This is a genomic window from Oceanobacillus aidingensis, assembly GCF_042654105.1.
Taxonomy (GTDB): Bacteria; Bacillota; Bacilli; order Bacillales; family Amphibacillaceae; genus Oceanobacillus; species Oceanobacillus oncorhynchi.
The window spans coordinates 19,843-43,235 of the sequence record NZ_JBHSFT010000011.1 but is presented as its reverse complement, the minus strand read 5'-3'; the positions used below and the strand labels follow the sequence as shown (position 1 = coordinate 43,235).

Genomic DNA, 23,393 nt, shown 5'->3' with positions numbered 1-23,393 from the left:
TATCCCTTATCAGTTATTAAATAAAAATGTAAAACAACCAAATAAAGTAAACGCTTTCAACATTCATTTTATGTTGTTCAAAAATGAATGTCAAGAGGGAAACAAGCAGGGTATGGCCTCCTAAGCCCATTTCCCCCAATCATTCCCTGCTCTATAAACATTATCCGGCCATATATGCCATTAGTTGAATATATGTCATCACCAAAGCATATAGCACCACAGCAAACACACCGTTAAACTGAAAACCATTTTTAAAGCCGCTCAAACCATTGGAGCCGCTTAAGACAATGATTGGCATAATCACCGGTGATAATAAAATTGATATTGAGCTTCCCAGCGTCACTGAAAGCACAATCAGCTCTGGAGGATACGGCAGGTGGATAGTCTGCAAAATACCAGCTACCAATACCATTACTGTCAACGGACCGAGACCGGCAAAGCCTAAGATAATTACCATAAACGGCAGCAGGTATAATAGATTGATAAATGGAGCGACTGCTTCTAAGGCATAGAGACTGTCGACAACCCAGCCGGCAAAGCCTGTTTTAGTCAATCCTGCAATCAGCATTCCTGCCCCAACCATCACGCATAGCTGATACGACTTGCCCGCCATCTCTTCTTTTACATAAAGTGCTGCAATATGTGTTAATTTATATAAACGCTTCTTCACTAGATAATAGCTAAGTATCCATACGAGGATGGTTAAAGGGATCAGGACAAGCAATTCCATGTTCACCCAAGCGCTCAGGATAAAGATGGAACCGAAAAGAGAGAGAAAGAGAATCATAAATTCACGGACGATCCGCTTTGTCTCCCGTTTATTTCTCGTATGCTGCATAATCTCATCAATTTCATGCTGGAGGCCTCTTGTAAAGTTAACATGATACTTTTTATTCTCCAGCGGGAAGAACAAAATCGCAACGATGGTTCCTAATGCAGCTACCCCCAGCCCTTGCAGAATTGATTTCCATAAGGAAGCCTCCATTGCTTCCACCACATAGGCAAAGCTCGGAATACTGACTACCCACAGAACCGATAACGCAAACCCGCGCAGTATCGCTGTTCCTTTATATCTCTCCCACGCCTCACCCTTTTCGTCCTTTAAGATCATCGATACAAATTGATACAGCATAGGAATCGCGCCAAATAAGAGAAAATATGCGATTACTTGTGTAAAGGAAACCATTCCAAAATAAAATTTCTTACTCGTATCCACAAAATCATGCGCATAGCTGATGGCAGATTCTAAAAATGCTTCTTCCCGCAATACCCAGCTGACCATAGGGATGATAACTAATAATCCGACCATATTCCGCATCTGCAAAAGCCCTTCCCGCATTCCCGAAAGAAAAGAGGTGTCTACAGATAGAAAGATGATTACTCCAGTTAAAAACAAGCCTAATGGCATTTTCAAATGCAGCGGCCCGTAAAATAATGTTCCAAAGAAAATAATTCCAAACCCAAACCATACTAACAGTGTTAACAGCAGATGAACCTGCAAAAAATACGTGACAAAATGGATCATCGTAAAACCAATGATACAAATGACTAACGCCGGACTGACGAATTGTTTACTCATTATTGACTAGCTCCTATACGTTCGTGTTCTCTTTACTTTACCATGGAATCACCTTGTGTTAAAGCTCCCTTCAAATCAGCAATCACTCCTCTGACCGGACAGCTGTCCGGAGTATTTTAAAATAACGCTGCTGCGCCAGATAATCTGCGTGGGCTCTTTCTAAAGGAACCGATAAAAACCGCACCTCTGCCCCAATCTTCTTTTGCACCAGCTGAGGAATATCTGCGGCGATGACCGTAGCAATACGTGCGTATCCTCCTGTTGTCTGCCGGTCCGCTAAAAGCACGATCGGCTGACCATTTGCCGGCACCTGAATGGTACCGGGAAGCACAGCATCCGAAATAATGTCCGCTTTATCCACATGAGACAAAGCCTTCCCTTCTAAACGATAACCCATGCGATTGGACTGTTCAGTAATACGATAGCTTTCCTGAAGAAATTGCTGATAGATTGTGTCTGAAAAAGCAGATATATCCGGCCCGGTAATGACTCTGATTGGACGGTGCTGTTCATAATTTGGTATATCTGTCTTTTTTAAATACCTGCCTGCCCGGATGGATTTCAGATTTTTATCCTCTGCAGATAGGCGGTCTCCTTTTTGCAAGATTCTTCCCTCTATCCCGCCAAGATTGGCTTGCGCATAGGTAGACTTGCTCCCCATTACTGTTTCGGCATAAAATCCGCCGCTTACTGCCAGATAAGCATAGGTTCCATGAACCGGCTTGCCAAATGACAGAATCTGCCCTGTATAAACGCGGAAGGATTTCCATGGACAGACAGGCTCTCCGTCAACAGCTGCTGACAAATCTGCGCCGCCGACAGCAATGACCGCATCCTGTAAAAACTTCAATCGGGGGCCCATCAACATGATTTCCAACGTTGCTGCTTCCTCCGGATTACCGACGAGCAGATTTGCAATGCGATGGGCAAAGGTGTCCATTGCTCCTGCCGTCGGAATACCGTATTTTTGATAGCCAATCCTTCCAGTGTCTTGGATACTGGTCGATAATCCAGGTTTCATGACTTCCAAGATTTCTTTCAACGTGAATCACCTGCCGTAACTACCTTCGAATACAGAGCACCATGCGATTTCACATGTCTGCACTGACTCCTGCAGCGTGCCGCAAATTCATTCATTGCGCCAAAGCTCTTTTTTGGATTCCCATTCAAAACGATATGCAAATTCATGATTGCTCCTCCTTTTCTTGGTTTATCTGAGGCCGGTAGCTTCCGTTTTCTACTGCTTCTTCTATTTTATAATAGGTTTGCAGATCAATTGCTTCAAACTGGAGCAGATCTCCGGATTCGATAAGGATTTTTTTCTCCCCCTTCGCATCATAAAGATGTACAGGAGTTTTGCCGATAATTCTCCAGCCTCCAGGGGATTCCAGCGGGTAAATCCCTGTCTGTTTATCCGCAATACCTACTGCCCCCTGCTCCACCATTTTTCTTGGATTATCCAGCCTTGGTACGGCAAGCTTTTCAGATAAACCGCCTAAATAAGGAAAGCCAGGCATAAAGCCCATCATATACACATAATAAAGCGGCTCCGTATGCAGACGAATCACTTCTTGAATGGAAAGTTTAGAGCGGGCAGCAACATCTTCCATATCTAAGGCAACCTCCTTGTCATAGCATACTGGAATCGTAATCTTTCTGGCTGCAGGAGGAGCTGTTTCCTCCATTATTTTTTGTAAATGGATAAGCTTTTTTTCAAGCTCTCTATAAGTGATTTCACTCGGATTATAATAAATCGTGATGGCAGTATATGCAGGAATCCATTCCGATACTCCCTGTATTGGATATTTTTCTAAGAGAGCGCCAAAGCGATGCACTGCGTTATTTACTTGTCTGTCAATGGCATTGCCAAAGGGAATTCGTACACCGCGGTCTCCGTATAGTTGAATAGGATACATGATTTATCACCTGCCTTTTTTGTTCTGAACTTTCTGTATTCATATTGTACACCTATTTTTTAGCAGAAACGAATGATTTGAACACGCAAAATCCAAAAAAGCGGCTCTACATTCAAACAATGAAAGTAAAGCCGCTTTTCCTATGTTAGTTTTAAATTATTTCTTTTTACTGGTTTGCTAAGTTTGCACCATTAGCAGCGATGGTATCTTTATACCAGTAAAATGATTTTTTGCGTTTTCGTTCCAGTGTGCCGCTGCCGTCATCATGCTTGTCCACATAGATAAAACCATAGCGTTTCGACATCTCCCCGGTGGAGGCACTTACTAGATCAATGCATCCCCAGCTCGTATATCCCATTAAATCCACACCATCTTCTACAGCTTCAAGCATTTGTTTCATATGCTCCCGCAGGTAGTCGATACGATAATCATCTTGAATCGAACCGTCCTCTTCCACTTTGTCATAGGCACCTAAACCATTTTCTACAATAAATAATGGCATCTGATACCTGCTGTATAGCCGGTTGAGGGAAATGCGTAAACCAACCGGGTCAATTTCCCAGCCCCAATCACTAGCTTTCAAAAATGGATTTTTAACGCCGCCAAGCAGAATATTTCCATCTGCTTGCCCGCCATTCACATCCACTTTCTTTTCTGTCTTGGACATGTAATAACTGAAGCTGATGTAATCCACTGTTCCTTCCTTGATAATATCCAAGTCGCCATCCTCTATCTCCAATTCAATGTTATGCTCCCGGAAATACCGCTGGATATAAGCTGGATATTCTCCTCTTACTTGTACATCTGTACAAAAATAATTAAAGCGTTCATCCTTCTCCAATGCATCCATGACATTTTCCGGGTTGCTGTCATAGACATAGAATGGAGCGTAAATAATCATACATCCAATCTGGGCTTCCGGCATGATTTCATGGCATCGTTTCACTGCTTTCGCGCTCGCAACAAATTGATGATGGAATGCCTGGAATGTCGGTTGATAACGATCTTCCTCTTTTTTAATCGCAAACCCTAATCCCATGATTGGCATCATTAATCCGCACATCGGCTATATTTAATCCTTTATTTCCTTCGTGAAATCCGCCTTCTAATTGGTTGGCTGCTGTTGCGCCGCCCCATAAAAATCCTTCTGGAAAAGCTTTTGCCATGTTACTCTCCTCCTTGAGTCATTATTATTCTTCCTCTTACTTCTTTCCTTCTTCAACATAACTCATATCATTGACAGAATCTAGCTGAAACTCTCCGTTCTGATACGTTATAACGGATACACTTGCATTATCAAGACCGCCTTCTGGCACCTCATAATCATCAAAATACGTATCCAGCAAAGCAGATATACTTAACCCGTGAGAGACAGGTAAAACATTTCCTGACCCCTCTTGCCCTTGTTCTGCTTCTACTAACTCATCCAGGCCCTCTGTCAGCCGTGCTGTAATGGTATCATAATCCTCTGCAGGCCAATTAAGTCCCTCTTCATCTCTTCCTTCGTCAAGCTCTGCTACACTGTTTGAAAACGTTTCTGGTTCGAGATTTTCTAAAAATTCCTCCAGTGTAATTCCTTGCAAATCTGCAATATCCTGCCACATTGTCTCGTTTAGATCTCCTTCATATGTTCCGAAGTTAAATTCACGAAAACGTTCATCTGTATTTAAATCAAGTTCCGAAGATGTTTCGTTTTCTTCCATAATGATTTCTGCTGTTTGAATAGCCCTTCCGCTGTCACTGCTGTAGGCATTTTGGAAATCAATATCTTTTAAACCGATTCCTGCTTGTGTGACGACCTCTTCACCTGCCGGAGTCAATACAGCATCAGACCAGCCCTGCACACGATCGGTTGTATTTAACATTGTTTTCCCGTGACGGACAATGTAGATAGTTAATTCATCATTTGATTCTGCTTCTACGACTTCCTTTTCACTCCCCTCTGTATCTCTGTCATTATTTTCCTCTGCTTCGGAACTGCTGCAAGCTGCCAGTACGAATATTCTCCTCCTTTCAGCTTTTTTAGAAATAAAAAACCTGAATTATTTTGAACACACTTCACGTGCATTCAAAACAATCCAGGTTATGCCCAATAAGGTAACATTCCATTTTGCCAATATTCAATCTATATTTAGGTTAGAATAAAAAATAAATTATGTCAACGGTTCCATTTCCCTAATTATGAGGACCCTCTATACCAAAAGAAATGTCATGAGGCCGGTTTTTTTCAAACGCCAGCTATGCTTATTCTTCTTTCAAAAAAGAAAACCTGAGCAAATTAAACAGATAGAGCGCACTCTATGCCATTTAACTCATTCAGGTTTTGCCTGCCTCACAGTAACAATCCTTTATCACCTTCATTATATATAAGAACGCTTTCAAAATCAATAGCTAAGAAAAATCAAGAATACCGCTTGGTCTTTAAAACCTCAGTGTTCTCGCCGAAGAGATGTCCGCTGCGACGGTTTTCGATGGGGCGAGTAATCGCAGTCCCAGGAAGTCGCTTTCCGCGGGCAACGCTTCAGTCTCCTCGGAAGAAAACCGCTTCCTGCTCAGGTCTACCTGTTGCTTTTCCCGCAGGAGTCGACTTCCCTCCGCTCCCATCTAAGAAGAATTATGTTTTATTTACTTTTTTACAAAGAAATAACACAAATTCTAGCGACGCTTTTGGATAGGACAAGCAATGTTGTCAGGTTAATGAATTTTCTTAAATATTATACAGATAGTAATAAAACCTATCTAGCGGAGGAAAAACACGGAGACTCCTATGGGAAAGCGCAATGGTCTTCGATGGGGCGAGTAATCGCAGTCCCAGGCCCAGGGTGAAGACCCCGCAGAAAAAAAGCGAACTTCTTTTTTTCTACCCGCGGGGCATAAGTGCGACTATGCTTCTGTCTGCGCCTGTCGGCTTGCCAATCAGCAAGTCTTCTTTAAAGGAGATGAGCTCGGGGCCCATGGAAAGCGTAGTGTTTTTCTGGGGTTGCGATTACTCACCCCACCATAACCCGTCGCAGCGGTCGCATTAACCTGACAACATTGAAGATTACTCCCTTAATGAAACTCATTGTAGCGGCTATATTCAACATTTTTTATATACTTTCTTATTCTTTAAAAAGAAACTTCATCCTGCATCTTGGTGCTGAATGAAGTCTCCGTTATGCCATATAACTGCTGTGCTTACATCTGATGAATGACTTCTTTAACGAGTTTCACAAATTTACTGCGCGATTGTGCAGCAACCTCAATCACTTCATCATGACTCAGCGGCTGATCTAATATACCGCTTGCCATATTGGTTAAGCAGGAAATACCTAATACCTTCATTCCGCCATGGACGGCAACAAGCGCTTCAGGAACGGTGGACATGCCGGCTGCATCTCCTCCAAGCACGCGAATCATGCGAATTTCTGCCGGTGTTTCATAAGCTGGTCCGCTCCACCAGGTATATACACCCTCCTGCAAATTAATCTGATGTTCTTTGGCAATATTTTTAGCCAAATCGCGAAGTTCACGGTTATATATTTGGGAAGAATCCGGAAAACGAGTTCCCAGGTCATCATTATTTGAGCCAATTAATGGGTTCGTTCCAACTAAGTTAATATGATCTGTAATCAGCATTAAATCACCAGGGTTAAAACCTTTATTTACTGCTCCGCTTGCGTTGGTAACAATCAGTTTATCCGCACCAAGCGCCTGTATAACACGTACTGGAAAAGTCACTTCATCCAAGGAATAGCCTTCATAATAATGGTAACGCCCTTTCATCGCTACGATACGCTTGCCATGCAATGTACCGATAACAAGCTGATTGGCATGTCCAACAGCTGCGGATTTAGTGAAATGCGGGATTTCTTCATACGGAACGACAACTGCGTCTTCTAATTCATCTGCCAAGCCGCCTAATCCGGAACCAAGAATAATACCGATTTCTGGGGTCATATCTGTTTTACTTTGAATAAACTCTCTTGCTTCTTTTATTTGCTGTGTCTGATGCATTTATGATTTCCTCCTTAAAGTAGCTTTATTTTTTAGCTTCCCGATGACAGTCTGTTAAAAACGCCAGCGTCTTTAAACGGTGTACACTTCTATCTTATCTTACAGTTCGATATAAAATCAATTTGTCAGTGCAGTAATCTATGTTAAGCGATTCGAAATAGGGTGTCAATTGGAAACCAAAAGGTTCCGCAGCATACGTAATCTTTTTCTGCCATCCAAATAAAAAACCAGGCGCTTCACCTGGTTTTCTGTCTTTATTCTTTAAATTCCAGCATTTTATTTTTTAATTCCTCTTCCATGCCGATTAATTCTTTTTCTGCCTCATTACGCTTTTTACGTCCATCTGATTGAATTTGTAGTGTTTCTTCAATGGTAGACATTAATTTTTCCTGCGTCTGCTTCAATGTATCAATATCGACAAGGCCTCGTTCATTTTCCTTGGCTGTCTCCACCGTATTCTCTTTCAGCATATCCGCATTTTTTAATAATAAATCGTTTGTTGTTTGCGATACCTGTTTCTGTGCTTCCATCGCATGACGCTGTCTTAATAGGGTCAAGGCAATGGCCACCTGATTTTTCCATAGTGGAATCGCAGTTAAAACAGAGGATTGTATTTTTTCGACAAGTGCCTGATTCGTATTTTGGATAAGACGGATCTGCGGAGCACTTTGCATTGTAATTTGACGGCTTAACCGGAGATCATGCGTCCGTTTTTCCAGCCGGTCCACAAATTGAAGCATATCATTTACTTCCTGAACATCCATCTGACTTCCGCTTGTTTCTGCTTTTTGGCGAAGCTGCGGGATAATCTCATTATTGATTTCCTCCACCTTTAATTCGCCGGCAGCAATATAAATATTTAAAGCATCGTAATAATCCCGGTTGGTAGAAAATAATTTATCAAGCATTTCATTGTCCGACAAGAGTAAATCTTTATTTCGGTCCAGACGCACACTGATACGATCAATCTGGGAGCTTGTCTTTTGATAACGGGATAATACCTCATTCACAGATTTCGACAGTTTTCCAAACAAACGTGATAAGAAGCCTGTTTTCTCCTCCTGCAGTTCAGAAGGGTCAATATCCTCCAGCTTTTTCATCAGCTCATTTAGAATCGAACCAATTTGGCTGACATCCTGCTTTTGAACATGCTCCAGCATCTCATGTGAAAATTGATGTAATTTTGCTTGTGCCTCTACACCATATTTCACTAAAGACTGTTGGTTGGTTGTATCGATTTGCTGCTTTAACTGCTCTGCTTTTTTACGATGCTCGACGGGAAGTCTGTCAACCAGTCTTGGCGCCTCCGAGCTTTCCATATTTTGTTCGGAAATATCCGTTGAAACCTCTGTTCGTTCTCCAAACGGGTCATTTAATAAATCATTTATCGAATCATTAGTTTGGTCTTTTGCAGTCATGTAGAATCCTCCTTATTTTTTAGATCGGCGCAGCGTCTTTTTGGCTACATCCAGCTCAAAATCCAATGTTTCTAAATCATCCCTCAGCATCACTTGCAGATCCTTTTTAATCGTGGGGCTAAAGGCGGTAAGCGTCTGCCTGGTTTCCTTTAATGATTTTTGCATCTCGATAGATGGAGAAGGCTGGCTGGAAAGATACGCATAACGCTCTGATAATTCGACAAGCGAGTCTAAATGATTATAGAAGAAACGCTCTGCCTGGTAAAATCGTACCGGTTCTTTTCTTGCGTTGTTATATATTTTTTGAGCCGTTCTTACAATCGTTAAATTCTCCCGCGCATGCTGGAAAGACCTTACTTTGAATAAAGCTTTCTGCATACGTGTGATTTTTCCTCTTGCCTCTTTTAAATTGGCATCAATAAATTTATATTCTTTTTTAGTCAATCCCTGACTTTTAACAAATCGATAATCCATAATCTGTTTTGTGGCTGCATAGGTCAATACGCCCCCAATTGCAGCAAAAAGACTGGTCAACAGGACAGTCTGTCCATATATAAAAAAGCTAACAAGCCATATAGCTGTCAGGCTGACAGCACCAACAAAGCTCTGCATTAAAAATTGCATAATTGCTCGCATATGCTCACTCCTACGTGATTAATCATTCTATCCTAAGTATAATCGTCTATACTCTTACTCTTATTATACTATTACGAACGAGGCTTTTAAAAGTTTCAATTTCTTTTTATTTAAAACCCGTTACATAAATTATTTTCTCATATCTCACCTGCAGTAAGAAATCTTTAACAGCAGCTTTCTCTTCTTCCTCTTAAAGAGACCCCTGTTTAATTTATCTTTATATTAAAAAATATGATAATATAAGAATAAATGTTCTTATATTTGCCGAACCGAAATTAGCAGACTTACATTCATGGAGGGATTTTTAATGAAACGAATTGGTATTGATGCAGGCGGATCTTTAATAAAAATTGCCTATGAAGAGAGAGGCAGGCTTCGATTAAAAACTTTTCCTGCCAAGCAAACCCATGAGGTCATTTCCTGGTTGAAGTTGACTGCACCGGAAGCAGCGCTTCAGGTGACAGGCGGAAGAGCTGAACAGATTAAAGCCGACAACCAATCTATTTCTATTTTTAAGGAATTCACATGTGTAATAGAGGGAACAAAGTACTTATTATCGGAAGAAAAAAAGCTTCCGGATACGGATTATCTTTTAGTGAATATCGGCACAGGAACTTCTTTTTTCCACAAACAAAAACGCTTATCGGGAACAGGAGTCGGCGGCGGGTTGTTTACAGGCCTCGGAGCAATTATTGCGGGTACTTCTGATTATCATTCACTGGTAGATCTGGCCTCTAAAGGAGACAGGACCTGCAGTGATTTGATGGTCTCAGATATTTATCAATCCAGCTATTCGCCTGTCGAGGCTTCTTTGACCGCTGCTAATTTTGGAAAAGATCAGCTGGATCAATCCGTTTCAGCTGAGGACCAGCTGGCCGCATTAACCCAGCTTATTGGCGAGACGATTGTACTGCTTTCCAGCTTAACGGCAAACTCATTAGCTACAAAAGAAATCGTCATGATCGGCGGTGCATTGACCGGAAATCCGCTTTTAAAGCAAGTGATAGGCTCTTTTGAAAGTATGTTTGATTACAATTTAACCTTTTTAGAAAAAGGAGGCCATGCCGGTGCTGTCGGTGCATTATATTACGATGAATAAAAAGAATGACAGGAACAAGGAGAATTCATTTTGAAAAACATTATTTATTTCAGCTTTATAATTATCTTTGCATTGGCAGGCTGTAACGCAGACACAGATACAGCTGCACAATCAAACAGCGTGGACGGAGATTTTCAAGCACATTTTATCGATGTCGGGCAAGGCGATTCCACCTTATTCACTTTCGACGACGGAGAGGAGGAAACGGCAATCCTGTTTGATACGGGGGACTGGCAGGGTAATGAAGTGGTTCCTTACTTAGAGGCACAGGGAATCTCAGCAATTGATCTTGTCATTATCAGCCATCCGGATGCAGATCATATCGGTCAGCTTTCCAAAGTCCTGGATCATTTTGCTGTCGATGAAGTTTGGATGTCCGGAAATGAAAACACCTCCAATACATACCAGACTGCGATGGAAAAAATCCTATCTCAGGATATCAATTATCATGAACCGCGGACCGGCGAGAAGTATGAACTTGGCCCGATTGACTTGGAAGTGCTGTACCCTGAGGACATTTCCGGAAAAGCGAATGAAGAGTCGGTCAGTATTCGTTTAGCCTATGATCAGGTTTCCTTTGTTTTGACTGGAGATGCCGGAGTGAAGGAAGAAAAGGAAATGATAGAAGCTTCTTCGCTTAACAGCACCTTCTTACATTTAGGGCACCATGGCTCCAATACATCCACTGATCCCGCCTTTTTAGATGCTGTCGATCCACAGGCTGCCATTTATAGCGCTGGAGAAGATAATTCATACGGGCATCCAAGTACAGAGGTTATTGATTTATTAGATGAAGAAAACATTGACTGGTACGGAACCGATGTTGATGGAAACATTGTTGTTACGACAGATGGATCATCCTATTCGATTGAAACCGAGATGGGCGAGGATATTACTGTTTCCAAACCAGATGCAGCCGATGAGAAGAATCAGGATGCTTCCGAAGACGCTTCTGCTTCAAATGAAGAAAACGAGGATGGCAGCTGTATTAATATCAATAACGCATCCCAAGAGGAATTAACCGGGATTATTCATATCGGTGACGAACGTGCCAATCAAATAATAAATAAACGCCCGTTCGATACGTTCGAGGAGCTGGAGGAAATTGACGGAATCGGTCCGAGCAGAATCGCAGATATGGAAGCCGAGGGTCTAATTTGTGACTTTTAAAGGAGGGATATAGCATGAAAGGAATTATCGACCGGTTTGAAGGCAAATCGGCTGTTATTTTAGTGGAAGCGGAGAATCGGGAATTACTTGTTCCAAAGAAAGAGCTCCCGAGTGACTGTAAAGTGAAATCAGCGGTAATTGTAGAAGAATCCGCAGGAAAGCAAAACCCAGTAATTCAGCTTGATCCGGAAACAGATCAGAAGAAAAAACAAGTGTCCAGTAACCTGCGGGAAGCTCTATTAAATCGAAAAAAGAATAGTAAACTGAAAAAAAAGAAATAGTTTACCTCCTTTCTTCTTTCCAGCCAAGAGAAACCTCATTAAGGATAAGAAAAACTTGCTGCATCATTCCCTTTAAAACGCGAAAAAGAGCTGGTTCACGTATCAGCTCTTTTTCTATGTTTCACCATAAGAACATGCAAAACTCGTATACACTTACCTGATTAGTCAATGCTAGTTTCTTGCTGCTATTCTAATTGTAAAACTTTTTGCTATACCGTTAATACCGGCTTCTCCTCCACCAGCGAAAGAAATAATTCCAGAAAGCGATTATCATCGGTCAGCTCCGGATGAAAAGCCGCTACAATTAAATTTTCTTCTTTTGCAGCCACAATTTTATCATCATAGGCAGCTAAAACTTCCACACGCTCTCCTGCCGATTCAATATATGGGGCACGTATAAACACGGCTGGATACGGCTCCTTCATTCCGTTCACATCCAGATTTGCTTCAAAACTGTCCCGCTGTCTTCCAAAACCATTCCGTTTAACTTGTACATCCATCAGACCTAAATGCACACTCTGCTCTGCATCCACCTGACCCTTGCCAAGCAAAACGAGACCGGCACAGGTTCCAAAAATCGGCTTCTTGGATTGGGCAAATTGTTTTACAGCATCCACAAGATTATTTTTCTTCATCAAGCGCCAAATTGCTGTGCTTTCCCCTCCCGGAATAATTAAAGCATCCACCGTTTCAAGCAGCTCCCTATTTTTAATCAGAATCGGCTCATGTCCTGCTTGTTGCAAATGACTCGCATGCTCTTCTGTCGCTCCCTGCATGCCAAGAATTCCGATTCGATATTTTTGTTCACTCATCGTATCCGCTCCTTTCAGCGACTTAGAAACTCCGATCCTGCATTCTATCCTCTGCTCTTAACGTTTTCATATCGATACCCTTCATTGCTTCTCCCAAGTCTTTAGAAAGCTCGCCAATTTTTTGGTAGTCTTGATAATACGTTGTTGCTTCAACAATAGAACGTGCAAATTTTTCCGGATTTTTTGATTTAAAGATACCAGATCCGACAAAGACCCCGTCTGCTCCAAGCTCCATCATCAATGCAGCATCTGCCGGAGTTGCCACCCCGCCTGCAGCAAAGTTTACCACTGGCAGCCTGCCTGTTTCCTTCACCTGCAGCAGCACTTCAAATGGTGCTCCAAGATTTTTAGCTTCTGTCATCAGCTCATCCGCGTTCATATGTACAATTCTTCTTACCTGTGATTGCACTTCGCGTAAATGGCGTACTGCTTCCACGATATTTCCTGTTCCAGGCTCTCCTTTTGTCCGAAGCATCGACGCGCCTTCTCCAATCCGGCGGGCTGCTTCTCCTAAATCACGGCATCCGCATACAAATGGGACAGTGAACGGCTTTTTATCCAAATGGAATAAATCATCCGCTGGTGTCAGTACTTCACTCTCATCAATATAATCCACACCCAGGGATTCTAAAACACGTGCTTCGACAATATGACCGATACGCACCTTTGCCATAACTGGAATGGATACGGCTTCCATCACTTCTTCTACAATACTGACATCTGCCATTCTCGCTACCCCGCCTGCAGCACGAATATCAGACGGGACTTTCTCCAAGGCCATGACAGCAACAGCGCCCGCTTCTTCCGCTATTTTTGCCTGTTCTTTATTAACAACATCCATAATGACGCCGCCTTTTTGCATTTGCGCCATTCCTCTTTTTACACGCTCTGTACCTGTTACTCTATCTGCCATTTTATTTCCTCCTAGATTTTTGATTGATTTTTTATTATTATAAAAATAATATGATATGAATGAAAGTGCCAATTTTGCATCATTTAATGAGGTCAGTTTTTCAAAGGAGAGAGAAAATGGATTTATTATCTGTTCATTTAGAAAAAACAAACAATACCCCTTTATACGAACAGCTTTACGAGTTTATTAAACAGGAAATTGTACAGGAGCGGCTTCCCTATGGTCAAAAACTGCCTTCTAAACGAAAGCTCGCTAATCATTTGGAAGTAAGCCAGAATACAGTGGAAACTGCTTTTGAACAGCTTGTTGCGGAAGGTTATATCGCATCACAGCCCAGAAAGGGATTCTATGTACTGGCACATGGCGATTTAGAATTTGTAGAGCATTCAGGTAAAAAGGAGATTGCTGATGCGGAGAAAGAACCATCCGTTTTATTTGATTTTTCTCCCAATAAAATTGATACGGAGGCATTTCCCTTTTCGGCATGGAGAAAGCTAAACCGGCACGTCATTGATGAATCCCATCATGATTTACTGCTGCTTGGTGATGCCCAAGGCGATAAAGAGCTGCGCGAAGCTATTGCCCACTATGTCTATCACGCACGGGGAATTGACTGTGACCCGGACATGATTGTCGTCGGAGCAGGAATTGAAGTTTTAATGCAGCAGCTGCTTTCCCTGCTCCCCGGATCTACCATATTCGGCATTGAAGACCCCGGCTATCAGTTAATGGTGAAGTTAATAACACACTTTGGCTTTTTAGGACGAGCCTTAGATATGAACGAAGAAGGCGTGTCCATTGAAGCAGTTCGCCTCTTAGAGCCTGATTACATCTATGTCACTCCGTCCAACCATTTTCCATATGGAACAGTGACCTCCATCAACCGGCGCAATCAGTTGTTACAGTGGGCAAATGAAACAGCGGACCGGTATATTATAGAAGATGATTATGACAGTGAGTTTCGTTATACAGGGAAAACGATCCCTCCTATGAAAAAAATGGATTTCAATGACCGGGTTATCTACCTTGGTTCGTTTTCCAAATCATTGATTCCTTCCCTGCGAATCAGCTATATGATCCTGCCCAAAGCATTACTGGAGCAGTATCGGAACAGGCTTACTTTTCACCATTCTACAGTTTCGCGAATGGATCAGCATGTGCTGGCGCATTTTATTCAGGAGGGTTATTTTGAAAAGCATTTGAATCGAATGCGGAAAATATATAGAAAGAAATTTGAACTGGTCCATCAATTATTTGAACCGTATAAACCATCTATACAGCTTCTTGGAGAACAATCAGGACTCCATGTCGTCTGTGAGGTGCGAAATGGTCTGACAGAAGAAGAGATACTTCGAAGAGCGGAGCAGAAAGGTATCAAAATCTATCCGATTTCCTATTACGCTTCAAAAAATGCCGTTTTCCCTTATCCGCAATTTGTGATCGGCTTCGCAGGTATCGCAGAGGAAAAGCTCAAAGAAGCAGTACAATCGATTATCGATATTTGTCAGAAGTGAGTTTATCTCAAGCTGACTTGCTGCAGGATGGCATAGGGATTGTAAAACGCCCGCTGAATAAAGTTCCACTTTATGCTATAATAAATTATTCTCTGCAAAATGACGCAGCCTTCCAATAAAGGATTTTTATGGTTTCTGACCGTAATGGGATGCTGCCTGCTAATTTGGTTTGCTCGGCAATGACACAGGGTATTTATCATTACACCCAATTTATCAGCAGAGTATCGTTTCATCTGTAATCCAGTAAATGATTGCTTTTAACAGCAAGTGCTATTCATCAGGTCTGGTTTAAGCTTCGTTTTTATTTTATTCATCGCTTCTTGGATTTACTGGCATTTTAAAGCAGCAAAGGAATATATTTATTTTAATAAAAAGGAGGATTTTTATGGGTATTTTGGAATCGATTATCGGCCATATCAATGATTTTCTTTGGTCGTATATTTTAATTATTGTCTTAATAGGTTTAGGTCTTTATTTTACAATTCGGACCGGATTCGTCCAGTTTCGCCTGCTTCCGGAAATGTTCCGTGCTGTAGCAGATAAACAATCCTATGATGCATCTGGCAAGAAAGGGACCAGCTCCTTCCAGGCATTTGCAATCAGTGCCGCTTCCCGCGTCGGTACAGGAAATATGGCCGGCGTTGCATCAGCAGTTGCGCTTGGCGGACCGGGCGCATTATTCTGGATGTGGCTGATTGCGCTACTTGGCGCCGCCTCCGGATTTGTTGAAAGTACTCTAGCACAGCTCTATAAAGAGAAAGATAGCAATCAGTATCGCGGCGGTCCCGCTTATTATATTGAAAAGGGAATGAAAAAACGCTGGCTTGGTATTGTATTTGCCATCATGATTACTTTTACTTACGGATTGGTCTTTAACTCCGTTCAATCCAATACCATCAGCATTGCGTTCAGTTCACAGTTTGATATAAACCCTGTCTGGATTGCGGCTGTTTTGACTATTTTTGTAGCCATCGTTATCTTTGGCGGTTTGAAAAGTATTGCGAATGTTTCTCAAATTATTGTTCCTTTTATGGCAATTATTTATATCGGCTTAGCGCTTGTTGTCTTAGCTATGAATATTACCGTTATTCCAGATATGTTTGTACTTATTTTTGAAAATGCATTTGGAATCCGCGAGGTTGCTGGCGGCGGCTTTGGCGCAGCCATTATGCTGGGAATCAAACGCGGACTATTTTCTAACGAAGCAGGAATGGGTGCTGCCCCCAATGCAGCAGCAACTGCAGAAGTAAGCCACCCGGTCAAGCAGGGGCTCGTTCAGGCCTTAGGTGTTTTCTTTGATACCATCTTAGTTTGTTCGGCTACCGGATTGATTATTTTATCCGCCGGCGGCTTTGCAGGCAGTGAAGAAGACGGGATTGCGCTGACACAGACAGCCTTCACCCAAATGCTGGGAGATTGGGCAGGCGTGTTTATCGCCATCGCTATTTTTCTATTTGCCTTCAGCTCGATTCTTGGAAATTATTATTATGGCGAGAACAACCTGGCTTATATTAAAGACTCTAAGACCATCCTGTTTATTTATCGCATAGCAGCGCTTGTAATGGTTGTATTCGGTACATTGGCTTCCTTCGGCTTAGTCTGGTCTTTAGCTGATGTCACCATGGCCTTGCTTGCACTGATTAACCTTTATGCTATTTCTGTCTTATTTAAGAAAGCCAATATTTTATTAAAGGATTATATGAGGCAGCGGAAAGAAGGAAAAGACCCTGTCTTCTATAAAGATACTCTGGACGATCAGACCGGCATCGAGTGCTGGGAACGGGAAACCGAGAAACAATAATCATTTCCAAAGAAAAAGAAACCATAGCTGCTTTTGCCGGCTATGGTTTTTCTATGGATATAAGCAGAAATCAACATAACTTCAGAAGCGATTTTGCTTAAGCAAAGTTACCTCGTGTTTATAGCTTTCGTCTCCCGGGAAAATGGATAATATATAAATTGAAGTAAGAAATTACACTTTATTTTTCTTATAAAAATGACGAAATAATGATTGAAAACAGTAACTAGCGACGGTTTTTGATGGGGCGAGTAATCGCAGTCCCGGAAGAAAAACACGGAGGCTCCTGGTCGGCTAAGAACGGTCACGTCCTGTGACCAACGACCGACACTAGGACGTCCTGTCCGTCGTGGGAAAGCGCGGAGGGAAGACCCCGCAGAAAAATAAGCGAACTTCTTTTTTTCGAGGAGGCTGAGCTCAAGCCCACGGAAAGCGTAGTGTTTTTCTGTAGCGGTAGCTATTAATTTCAATTTATATAGCTATTATTTTTTTGTGATTAGGGCATATGTTGGATACAAGAAATCCCGGATTAATGAAGATTCAATCTATGGAATGCTTCATTTGATTGGACGTTTCCATATTTAGAAACCATCCGAAATACGAGGGGGGGGATTGTGAATAATAAAAACAGAAGATTTTTAATTATTTCTTTATGCATCAATACGATCCTGACAATCACAGCATTAGCGGGATTGGTTTACCTTCTTTTCATACGTAATCAAGCTGCTGATACAAGCTCGTCTTCTCTCTTGTTTATCTCATTTTTCATCATCCTGTTAGGTTTTGGTATCAGATTAATATTTAATATCATTTCGCTTTCAAAAATAAAAAATCAGAAAAATCATTGACTAATAAACTCAACTTTCACACATTAAAAAGTAACTTCATTTCCATGCTGCCTGGATTGGTTGTTCAGGCGAAAGCTGCTATTTCGTCCAACTCATCAAAATGTTATTCCTTTCATTCGTTGCAGAATCCTATCAGAGCGCAGGCCGACCACGTAGACTCCTATGGGAACAGGGCGAGCTGAAGATCCACTTGAAAAGCGGTTTTCTTTTCAAGTTAGCTGAAGCCGTCCCCATGGCAGACTAAGACCGCAACGTCCTGGGGTTGCGATTACTCACCCCATCGAAAAGAGTTGTTGCAACGTCTGCACTAGTACGTCCTGGGACTGCGATTACTCGTCCCATCGAAAATATTTGTACGTCGGAAAGCGGAGTGGTTGGCCGGAGCGGAGCTATGCACCATCACCTATTCGAAAAAGGGAGTATAATAAAAAAGGGAGCGCCGCAAAAACAATCTGCAGCATTCCCTTTTCTCTTTATTCAAATACAATGGTTTTATTTCCGTGCACAATAATTCGATCTTCTAAATGCCATTTAACAGCCTGCGCCAATACCCTGCGCTCAATGGATTGTCCAATCTTTTTTAAGTCCTCCACATTATGCTCATGGCTGACTGGCTCTGTTCCTTGTTCAATAATTGGTCCTTCATCTAAATCGTTGGTTACATAATGCGAAGTTGCACCAATCATTTTCACTCCCCGTTCAAAGGCACGTTCATACGGTTTGGCTCCGATAAATGCCGGCAGGAAAGAGTGATGGATATTAATGATTCGATCTTTAAATACTTCCACAAATGTCGGGGAAAGAATTTGCATGTAGCGCGCCAATACAATCAAATCAATATCGTAGTCCTCTAAGATTTCCTTTTGCTTCGCTTCTATCTCCGGTTTGGTTTCTTTCGTAACGGGCAGATGGTAAAAATCAATCCCTAATGCTTCTACCATTTTACGGGAATTTTCATGATTGCTGATAACCACTGGAATATTTGCCATTAAATCGCCACTTTGCCATTCCCATAACAGCTCTAGTAAACAATGCGGCTCTTTCGAAACAAAAATCGCGATATTTTTCAACTCGTGAACCAGGCTCAGGCGCCAGTCCATTTGAAAACGATCGGCAATCTCCTGAAATTCCTGCTTCAGTTTTTCCACGTCTGTCCCGGTCTGGTATTCAAAATCAAGGCGCATAAAGAATTCGCCGCCTTTTGGATCTTGGGTATATTGATTAGATGTGACGATATTTGCCTGCTGGTTCCATAAAAATGTAGAGATTGCAGACACAATTCCCGGCTGATCTGGACATTTAATCATTAATCTTGCTCTATTTTCGTAACGGTCTTTATAAAAATCTGTCCGTTTATCTGTATACATATTCACTGTCTAATTTCCTCACTTTATTTATATTCGTAAACTATAGATTATCGGAAAAGGACACATCTGGTCAAGTGTTTTATCAGAAAAATACAGCCAAAGGTTCCCCTCTGGCTGTAACGGTTATTCTAAATTCGTCAGCTGATACCCGTCATCTGTCAGCTCCACCGTGTAAGTCCACTGATAATCTTCTGTTTCTGACTCGCCGCTGGCGTATATTAATTCAATCGTTTCACTTGTTGTTACTTCCCATGTTTCGGAGTCTACTTCTTCCACATCTTCCACGGAAACAGACTGTACCTCCTGCCTCATTTCGCTGTCCGATAAACGCTCTACCAAATCACGCTGCATCGTTTCTAAGCTGCTTCCAGAAGCAATGTATTCAGCAACCAGATCATAATCACCTGTGTTAATCGCATCTACTAAACTGTAAACATAATAGTCGACGGCTAATTCAACATCTGCAATTTCTGCTTCGCCGGAGCTGCTGTCTTGGTTATCCTCGCTGTCAGCATCATCTTCATCCTCCAGCACAACACCTTCATACTCCTCACCGGATGCTGCAAAAAATTCATAATCAACATTCCCCGGAGCAAAATTATCCGAAAAATAATGCATATCCCATTCGCCGCTGTCTGCAAGATATTGAACAATAAAAACAGCTTCCAGCTCTATTTCTTCGTACTCTGAATCAGGGTCATAGGTACCTGTCATATTCAGCTGCGCAGGAATTTGGAAGGCAGGGTTATCTGTTGCATAATATTCTGCATCTGCCAAAGCAATCCCGATTTCATCTAATCTGCCGCTGAATCCATTATCATAATACGTAAAAAGTTCATCCTCTAATACTTCACTTAATTCATCTGAAACATTTTCAATCACAGATGCATCCAGCTTGGCTGTTGCTTCTACATAATTTTCACTAAAGTTTTTGATGACTTCTTTGATTTCTTCTTCAGCTTCTTCATTGAAGTAATCCGTAATATACACATCATGTTCCCTGTCTGTAATCGCGATCGGTTCAATTTCAAGATCTCCCCAATCTGCTTTGACAACCCCTGTCAACTCCATTGAACCATCCAGCAACAGCGGCCCGGCTGATACATAACCGCTATCCATATTCGTTTCAAGGGGTTCTTCATTAATCAATAATTCCATCGAATTGTACGGCAAATCACCAGCAAACATTTCATAGAAAGTCACTTCGCCTACTTCTAATTCCGAATCATAGCTGTTATACGTATCCATTAACCGGACGTTCTGGCTCTTCGAAGCTTCTCCGTAATCTGTTTCAAAACTGCTTGCCGCTTCATAAATCCCGGGAGCTAATGGACCATATTCAATATAATCCGAAGACGCATCAGCCTCTTCAAACCCGCCGCCATTAAATGTTGTTGTCACCCCTTCTACATTAGAATAGACAGTAACATACTGCGGCTCGGCTGCTACATCATATTGCGTGAAAAACAAGAATGCTTTTTCATTGGATTCTTCCATATCAAAAACAGGAAGTTCTTCAAATAGCACTTCGGAATCCCCGTCACTGATAAAAGCGAATTCCTCCTCTTCCCTCATCGCAGCCACAGCATTGGCCTCCTCAGCAGAAAGCTCCTTGCCGTCCACTGTCATCACCTTTTGAATCGTTTCAGTATCTCCCTCAGCCATCGCACTTGCAAAACGATTTGCCGTGTTTTCCTCGGAATAATACATATTTCCCCAAATACCTAAACCAATGACACATAATGCAATAACGCCAAGTATTCCTGTCAATATCTTTTTCTTTTTTGTCATTGGCTTCTTTTCTTTATTCACCTGCCGCGTCTGCTGCTCGCTTCGTGTCTGATTTTCTTCCTTGCCAGCTTGCTCTACCGGTGCTTTTTTCTCTGCAGCTTCTTTTTCCGTTTCTGGCGCTATGGCTTTATGCTTCGGCACCTCGCTGTTTACCTTTGTTCCGCAATGCTTACAAAATTGCGCTCCGTCCCCAATTGGCTTTCCACATTCTTTACAAAATTTAGTCAATCTTTTCTCTCCCTCTTTTTCGTAGCATGCACGCCCATTGCTTTTCCTTATATATAATGGAAAAACAAACGCTTCCTCTCGTTTTTTAACAATGCCTATGTACAGTACAGGAAACAGAAAATTACAACATTATTTTCTGCACTCTTTTCTTATATGTCATATGCGCACAGCTTCTGCACTGCCTGCATACAATATTCTTATCACGTCACAACCATAGGCTGATTCCATAATAGATACAGCTCCCGCCTCGTGTAAGAAATAACCAAAAGTTATCGTTAGGAGGTTTTTTGATGGATCCCGATAAGCATGATTCTCGTTCTGATAAGAAAAAAGTTTTCCCTGAAAATTGGAATATTGATTTTACCCCCTTCCAAGAGTTCGTCGATCGAATGGATAATTTATTTTCCCGTTCTTTTAAATCATTCCAGGGCCAGATACTTAATGATTTTCCCGCAGAAATAATAGAGGAAAAAAATCACGTTTATGTAAAAGCAGAAGTTCCTGGATACCGCCGGCAGGATATTCAAATTGAAATCATAGGAAATCAAATAAAAATAATATTAAATAAGGACGAAAGCCTATCCGTACAGACAGAAAAAGAAAACGTAAATAAAAAATCCACCGAGCGGAAAGAACGCATTATTACACTCCCTTTTAATATACCAAAAAAAAGCATCACGGCAACCCTTGAGAATGGAATTTTAATCATAAAAATCCCAAATCAATCCATATCTCCCCATATAATAGATATTGAAGACTAATAAGCAGCTGATAAAGCTATACAACGGCCTGCAGGCAAATTCGCAGCAAGCCTGAATTCTGCGAATTAATTCTCCAATAAAAATCGCCGTATGACAGTTTTCATACAGCGATTTTTTTATTCTTTTATCATGAAAAAAAGCAAAAAACTCCCATTAAATGAAGTTCCGTTTTATAATCCGACCTGACTCCGTGCATCCTCTAACACTTCAGCGGCTGCAATCGTATGATCGATTAATTCCTCAAATACTTTCTCATCATGATTTTTGATAATTTTATTGATATGAATAAATTCATAGGAAAGTCTTGCCCGGTCCTGTTTTACAGAGATGTCCTTTGTTTTTCCATCAATCGTGATTTTGACATTTCTTGCACCATTTGCGCCAGGCTTGATATACATATAGCCTTCTTCTCCCTGAATCGAGACAAAATTTTCACCAGTGGTGTCCTTCGATCCAACACAGCTTGCTTGAAAACCTGGATAGGAAAGTAAAGCGATACCGGAAGTATCTATGCCATTTTCATACAAATTCGCTTTATAAGTAACCTCTTCCGGCTTGCCAAATAAACGCAATACAAAATGGAGATTATAGATATTGATATCCGCCAATGCACCGCCTGCAAATGCAGGATTAAACATATTGGTCACCTCTCCAGCTTTTAATTGATCATAGCGGCTGGAGTATTGGCTGTAATTACATTGAATCAGCCGGATAGGTCCTAATCGTTCAATATGCTTGGACAGCTCTAGAAAGTTAGGTAAAAACAAAGTAGGAATCGCTTCAAAAACAAACACTTGATTTTGTATCGCTGCCTCCTTCAGTTCCTTCGCTTCCTTGGCCGTCGGGGTGAACGGCTTTTCACAAATAACATGCTTTTTATTTTCTATCGCTTGAAGCGCCTGCTGTTTATGCAGTTGATTAGGGGAAGCAATATATACGGTATCCATCTCTTCATCAGCAAAAAATTCTTCCAAAGATGTATAAGTTTTCGGGATTTGAAACTCGTCGGCTAATCCATCCGCTGTTTCTTGTTTTCTGGAATATGCAGCAACACAGTTTACTTCTTCAACCGGTTCTATTGCCCGCAGCATCTCCTGAACAATCTTACCTGATCCAATTGTGCCTAATTTCATACTAACCAACCTTTCTTATTTATGATATTAACTAATTGATAAAACGAAACTTCATTCTGCGGGAGTTTTCGATGGGGCGAGTAGTCGCAGTCCCAGGACGTCGCGAACTTAGTCTGTTTCCTTCATCCTCCCA

At 41.6% G+C, this 23,393-nt stretch carries 20 protein-coding genes and 1 pseudogene; 6 read left to right on the top strand and 15 right to left on the bottom strand.

Going from position 1 to position 23,393, the window contains the following annotated elements; all coding sequences use genetic code 11:
* Positions 1-160: 160 nt before the first annotated feature.
* The 10 genes and pseudogenes from ACFO3P_RS08160 to ACFO3P_RS08115 all read right to left on the bottom strand — a co-directional run bounded on the left by ACFO3P_RS08160 (position 161) and on the right by ACFO3P_RS08115 (position 9,545).
* Positions 161-1,579 carry a hypothetical protein gene (locus tag ACFO3P_RS08160; protein ID WP_256705033.1) on the bottom strand — a complete coding sequence of 473 codons (1,419 nt, stop codon included), beginning with the start codon at positions 1,577-1,579 and terminating at the stop codon, positions 161-163.
* A gap of 82 nt (positions 1,580-1,661) precedes the next feature.
* Entirely contained in the window at positions 1,662-2,621 is a 960-nt protein-coding gene (locus ACFO3P_RS08155) for a 5-oxoprolinase subunit C family protein (RefSeq protein ID WP_042529965.1), read from the bottom strand.
* On the bottom strand, positions 2,618-2,767 hold the full coding sequence (locus tag ACFO3P_RS08150) for a hypothetical protein (protein WP_175297004.1): 150 nt from the start codon (positions 2,765-2,767) through the stop codon (positions 2,618-2,620). Before ACFO3P_RS08150 ends, ACFO3P_RS08155 begins: the two co-directional genes overlap by 4 nt.
* On the bottom strand, positions 2,764-3,495 hold the full coding sequence (pxpB, locus tag ACFO3P_RS08145; RefSeq protein WP_289585276.1) for a 5-oxoprolinase subunit PxpB: 732 nt from the start codon (positions 3,493-3,495) through the stop codon (positions 2,764-2,766). The genes ACFO3P_RS08150 and pxpB overlap by 4 nt, the downstream gene beginning before the upstream one ends.
* Positions 3,496-3,661: 166 nt before the next feature.
* A pseudogene (locus ACFO3P_RS08140) lies at positions 3,662-4,552 on the bottom strand (family 1 glycosylhydrolase); the annotation flags it as partial.
* Entirely contained in the window at positions 4,512-4,661 is a 150-nt protein-coding gene (locus ACFO3P_RS08135; RefSeq protein WP_379542355.1) for a family 1 glycosylhydrolase, read from the bottom strand. The gene ACFO3P_RS08135 and the pseudogene ACFO3P_RS08140, both read right to left, overlap by 41 nt.
* A 36-nt stretch (positions 4,662-4,697) precedes the next feature.
* Positions 4,698-5,498, bottom strand: a complete 801-nt coding sequence (locus tag ACFO3P_RS08130; RefSeq protein WP_379542359.1) for a histidine phosphatase family protein — start codon at positions 5,496-5,498, stop codon at positions 4,698-4,700.
* 1,174 nt (positions 5,499-6,672) lie between these two features.
* Complete coding sequence (locus tag ACFO3P_RS08125; protein WP_289585277.1) at positions 6,673-7,491, bottom strand: purine-nucleoside phosphorylase; 819 nt, start codon at positions 7,489-7,491, stop codon at positions 6,673-6,675.
* A 254-nt stretch (positions 7,492-7,745) separates the two neighbouring features.
* Positions 7,746-8,909, bottom strand: a complete 1,164-nt coding sequence (locus tag ACFO3P_RS08120; RefSeq protein WP_289585278.1) for a toxic anion resistance protein — start codon at positions 8,907-8,909, stop codon at positions 7,746-7,748.
* Between the two features lie 12 nt (positions 8,910-8,921).
* On the bottom strand, positions 8,922-9,545 hold the full coding sequence (locus ACFO3P_RS08115) for a 5-bromo-4-chloroindolyl phosphate hydrolysis family protein (protein ID WP_193065495.1): 624 nt from the start codon (positions 9,543-9,545) through the stop codon (positions 8,922-8,924).
* 307 nt (positions 9,546-9,852) lie between these two features.
* Here ACFO3P_RS08115 and coaW point away from each other — a divergent pair, with 307 nt between their 5' ends.
* From coaW to ACFO3P_RS08100, 3 genes are read left to right on the top strand one after another with little or no spacing between them, the layout of a single operon-like run.
* Positions 9,853-10,644 (top strand): type II pantothenate kinase, encoded by a 792-nt coding sequence (gene coaW / locus ACFO3P_RS08110; protein WP_193065494.1) that lies wholly within the window; start codon positions 9,853-9,855, stop codon positions 10,642-10,644.
* Positions 10,645-10,674: 30 nt separating this feature from the next.
* Positions 10,675-11,814, top strand: a complete 1,140-nt coding sequence (locus ACFO3P_RS08105) for an MBL fold metallo-hydrolase (RefSeq protein WP_289585279.1) — start codon at positions 10,675-10,677, stop codon at positions 11,812-11,814.
* Positions 11,815-11,828: 14 nt separating this feature from the next.
* Complete coding sequence (locus ACFO3P_RS08100) at positions 11,829-12,095, top strand: DUF3006 domain-containing protein (RefSeq protein ID WP_289585280.1); 267 nt, start codon at positions 11,829-11,831, stop codon at positions 12,093-12,095.
* Between the two features lie 209 nt (positions 12,096-12,304).
* On the opposite strand, the gene pdxT is transcribed toward ACFO3P_RS08100, so the two are convergent.
* Together pdxT and pdxS are read right to left on the bottom strand one after the other, a co-directional pair.
* Positions 12,305-12,907, bottom strand: coding sequence for a pyridoxal 5'-phosphate synthase glutaminase subunit PdxT (gene pdxT / locus ACFO3P_RS08095; RefSeq protein WP_042529944.1), 603 nt, complete (start codon positions 12,905-12,907; stop codon positions 12,305-12,307).
* A 22-nt stretch (positions 12,908-12,929) separates the two neighbouring features.
* Positions 12,930-13,820, bottom strand: a complete 891-nt coding sequence (gene pdxS, locus ACFO3P_RS08090) for a pyridoxal 5'-phosphate synthase lyase subunit PdxS (RefSeq protein ID WP_193065493.1) — start codon at positions 13,818-13,820, stop codon at positions 12,930-12,932.
* Between the two features lie 116 nt (positions 13,821-13,936).
* On the opposite strand from pdxS, the gene pdxR reads away from it, so the two are divergent.
* Positions 13,937-15,334 carry a MocR-like pyridoxine biosynthesis transcription factor PdxR gene (gene pdxR, locus ACFO3P_RS08085; protein WP_289585281.1) on the top strand — a complete coding sequence of 466 codons (1,398 nt, stop codon included), beginning with the start codon at positions 13,937-13,939 and terminating at the stop codon, positions 15,332-15,334.
* 385 nt (positions 15,335-15,719) lie between these two features.
* Positions 15,720-17,135, top strand: coding sequence for an alanine/glycine:cation symporter family protein (locus tag ACFO3P_RS08080; protein WP_193065491.1), 1,416 nt, complete (start codon positions 15,720-15,722; stop codon positions 17,133-17,135).
* A 1,318-nt stretch (positions 17,136-18,453) separates the two neighbouring features.
* On the opposite strand, the gene purU is transcribed toward ACFO3P_RS08080, so the two are convergent.
* Together purU and ACFO3P_RS08070 are read right to left on the bottom strand one after the other, a co-directional pair.
* Positions 18,454-19,353 carry a formyltetrahydrofolate deformylase gene (gene purU / locus ACFO3P_RS08075; RefSeq protein WP_374705730.1) on the bottom strand — a complete coding sequence of 300 codons (900 nt, stop codon included), beginning with the start codon at positions 19,351-19,353 and terminating at the stop codon, positions 18,454-18,456.
* Positions 19,354-19,470: 117 nt separating this feature from the next.
* A complete protein-coding gene (locus ACFO3P_RS08070) occupies positions 19,471-21,366 on the bottom strand; it encodes a TcaA NTF2-like domain-containing protein (RefSeq protein ID WP_042529934.1) in 1,896 nt (631 codons plus the stop codon).
* Positions 21,367-21,755: 389 nt separating this feature from the next.
* Between ACFO3P_RS08070 and ACFO3P_RS08065 the strand changes: the two genes are divergently transcribed.
* Complete coding sequence (locus ACFO3P_RS08065) at positions 21,756-22,127, top strand: Hsp20/alpha crystallin family protein (protein ID WP_175297003.1); 372 nt, start codon at positions 21,756-21,758, stop codon at positions 22,125-22,127.
* Between the two features lie 170 nt (positions 22,128-22,297).
* On the opposite strand, the gene ACFO3P_RS08060 is transcribed toward ACFO3P_RS08065, so the two are convergent.
* Complete coding sequence (locus ACFO3P_RS08060) at positions 22,298-23,260, bottom strand: Gfo/Idh/MocA family protein (protein WP_042529929.1); 963 nt, start codon at positions 23,258-23,260, stop codon at positions 22,298-22,300.
* Positions 23,261-23,393: the final 133 nt, after the last annotated feature.

What these genes read in the sequence shown, in the direction of transcription:
- ACFO3P_RS08160 (WP_256705033.1), bottom strand. Translation starts at nt 1,579, where the DNA reads ATGAGTAAACAATTCGTCAGTCCGGCGTTAGTCATTTGTATCATTGGT.
- ACFO3P_RS08150 (WP_175297004.1), bottom strand. Translation starts at nt 2,767, where the DNA reads ATGAATTTGCATATCGTTTTGAATGGGAATCCAAAAAAGAGCTTTGGC.
- pxpB (WP_289585276.1), bottom strand. Translation starts at nt 3,495, where the DNA reads ATGTATCCTATTCAACTATACGGAGACCGCGGTGTACGAATTCCCTTT.
- ACFO3P_RS08135 (WP_379542355.1), bottom strand. Translation starts at nt 4,661, where the DNA reads ATGGCAAAAGCTTTTCCAGAAGGATTTTTATGGGGCGGCGCAACAGCA.
- ACFO3P_RS08125 (WP_289585277.1), bottom strand. Translation starts at nt 7,491, where the DNA reads ATGCATCAGACACAGCAAATAAAAGAAGCAAGAGAGTTTATTCAAAGT.
- ACFO3P_RS08120 (WP_289585278.1), bottom strand. Translation starts at nt 8,909, where the DNA reads ATGACTGCAAAAGACCAAACTAATGATTCGATAAATGATTTATTAAAT.
- ACFO3P_RS08115 (WP_193065495.1), bottom strand. Translation starts at nt 9,545, where the DNA reads ATGCGAGCAATTATGCAATTTTTAATGCAGAGCTTTGTTGGTGCTGTC.
- coaW (WP_193065494.1), top strand. Translation starts at nt 9,853, where the DNA reads ATGAAACGAATTGGTATTGATGCAGGCGGATCTTTAATAAAAATTGCC.
- ACFO3P_RS08100 (WP_289585280.1), top strand. Translation starts at nt 11,829, where the DNA reads ATGAAAGGAATTATCGACCGGTTTGAAGGCAAATCGGCTGTTATTTTA.
- pdxT (WP_042529944.1), bottom strand. Translation starts at nt 12,907, where the DNA reads ATGAGTGAACAAAAATATCGAATCGGAATTCTTGGCATGCAGGGAGCG.
- pdxS (WP_193065493.1), bottom strand. Translation starts at nt 13,820, where the DNA reads ATGGCAGATAGAGTAACAGGTACAGAGCGTGTAAAAAGAGGAATGGCG.
- pdxR (WP_289585281.1), top strand. Translation starts at nt 13,937, where the DNA reads ATGGATTTATTATCTGTTCATTTAGAAAAAACAAACAATACCCCTTTA.
- ACFO3P_RS08080 (WP_193065491.1), top strand. Translation starts at nt 15,720, where the DNA reads ATGGGTATTTTGGAATCGATTATCGGCCATATCAATGATTTTCTTTGG.
- ACFO3P_RS08065 (WP_175297003.1), top strand. Translation starts at nt 21,756, where the DNA reads ATGGATAATTTATTTTCCCGTTCTTTTAAATCATTCCAGGGCCAGATA.
- ACFO3P_RS08060 (WP_042529929.1), bottom strand. Translation starts at nt 23,260, where the DNA reads ATGAAATTAGGCACAATTGGATCAGGTAAGATTGTTCAGGAGATGCTG.